Origin of the sequence: Pontibacterium sp. (assembly GCF_041587635.1) — a bacterium.
GTDB lineage: Bacteria > Pseudomonadota > Gammaproteobacteria > Pseudomonadales > Balneatricaceae > Pontibacterium.
On sequence record NZ_JBFGYC010000667.1, the window covers coordinates 1 to 1,951 of the forward strand.

Genomic DNA, 1,951 nt, shown 5'->3' on the forward strand with positions numbered 1-1,951 from the left:
GAGCGTGTGACTTTTGTGCTCAATATCCACTCAGATCTCGACACCATTTTTGATGATCCTGACGATATCTACGGTTACATGGCGCGCCCGCATGATGACCCCTATTACAACGGGCAGTCACCCCTTGAGTTGATTAGCAGCGGAGACCTGACGGTGTTCGGGCGTATCTGCTGGCATATCGATGCGATGCGGGTAAATTGATGCGCACCTCTGCATCTTCCGAAGAAAATTTGTAGTGTTAGAAGATGATTGATGAGCACGAAACGTGCTCCCCTCCATTGTGATCAAAGATCATCGCTCTAACACCTTGATGATCTTTGTTCTCACCTGTCTGTTGGCCCTCTTCCGAATACCCCCATTTAGTTGACCAAGCGTAAAAGGGGCAGGATCAATAGAATTGCTTTTAATGCATGAATGTTCAAAAAGTTGCTTGACGAATATCAAGGCGCTGGATATTAATGTGCGCTCATTTTTTGAACTCTGGCTGAGCAATGAAGGATAGGTTTCTGGATAAGGGACAAATAAGCACATCTGACGAGCTTCAAGGAATGGATGTTGACGTCGGTCGCGCTGCGCATACGGTTACCCAAGCCTTAGATTACGTTGGAATTGACGATAGAAGTCACGGTCGGCGGGTGGGCTTAATCTGCCATCGTATTGCTCACTTAATGGGTTGGGATCGTGATAGACGGCACTACATTTTGTTAGCCGGTATGTTGCATGACAGTGGCGTATCGTCGACTGCGGTGCATAAAAAACTCGCGGATGAATTAGAGTGGAATGGGGCTGAACAGCACTGTATCCGTGGCGATTACTTCCTGCGTAGTTTCCCGCCATTCCGCCGCTACGCAGAAGCGGTGCGATACCACCATACCCGATGGGAGCATCTGCCGACGTCACTGGATCAAACGATGCGTGAGTATGCCAATCTGATTTTTCTCTCGGATCGGTTGGATGTAATCTATGCCTCGTTTATTCAAACCCATCCTCACCATCTGGTTTTGCTTCAGCGAGATAAACTGCTGGACGAGTTGCGGCCACATATCGGTACGCTTTTCTGTCCTCAGTTATTTGAAGCGCTGGAACAAGCAGCACTGAAAGACAGTTTCTGGTTAGAGTTACGAGAAGAGTTTCTCGATGACGCAATTTTTGACACGTTGGCATCAAGCGACTACAAAATCTCGTTGAGTTTTGACGAGATTGAATCGCTGGGTGAACTGATTTCGCAAGTGGTGGATGCCAAGAGTCCGTTCACGCACTATCACAGTTTAAGGGTTGCGGACCTGTCGTATGCGCTTGCGGAATTAGTGGGCTGCGATCAGTACCACAGCCGTATTCTGCGTATTGCCGGGTTACTTCATGATGTTGGTAAGCTCCGGACACCCGACGAAATACTAGAAAAACCCGGTGCATTGTCGCCCGAAGAGCTGGCTCAAATGCGCAGTCATCCTTTGGATAGCCGGCGTGTGTTAAAAGCCATCTTTCCTAATACGCCGATCGCTAAGTGGGCATCGGAACATCACGAAAAGCTGGATGGTTCGGGATACCCCTATGGCTGGGAAGGTGATCGGATCGATCTGCCAACCCGCATTTTGTGTATTGCCGATATCTTTCAGGCATTGTGTCAAAAAAGACCCTATCGAGGCCGTTTGAGCGTTGAGGAGGTTTTGAGCATTATGGACAAGATGGCTGATGGCGGTCAGCTCGACAAGGATGTGTATGGCACGCTGAAAGAACACAGGGATGATCTGTACCTTCTGGCGATCAAAGAAGGTGCCGTTACCGTAGAAATTTAGACCCAGTCATAAGCCGGCGATTGTTCAAGTACACCCCTCACAATGGCCGGTATCTCCTCTGCATCATTTGCGTCCCTCTATGGCGCCGCGCTGTACCATCTCCCTGTTTCCACCTTATTCCTTCACTTTCCAGCCCGCCAGATTGGCATTGATCC

The 1,951-nt window shown here is 49.1% G+C and carries 1 protein-coding gene and 1 pseudogene; both read left to right on the forward strand.

The genetic code is table 11. From position 1 onward, the window contains the following. Positions 1 to 201: pseudogene (locus ABYW01_RS20495) on the forward strand (hypothetical protein); the annotation flags it as partial. A gap of 347 nt (positions 202 to 548) precedes the next feature. After that, the gene (locus tag ABYW01_RS20500) at positions 549 to 1,796 is read left to right on the forward strand and encodes an HD domain-containing phosphohydrolase (RefSeq protein WP_372836344.1); all 1,248 of its coding nucleotides are present in this window, start codon (positions 549 to 551) and stop codon (positions 1,794 to 1,796) included. Positions 1,797 to 1,951: the final 155 nt, after the last annotated feature.

What these genes read in the sequence shown, in the direction of transcription:
- ABYW01_RS20500 (WP_372836344.1), top strand. Translation starts at nt 549, where the DNA reads ATGGATGTTGACGTCGGTCGCGCTGCGCATACGGTTACCCAAGCCTTA.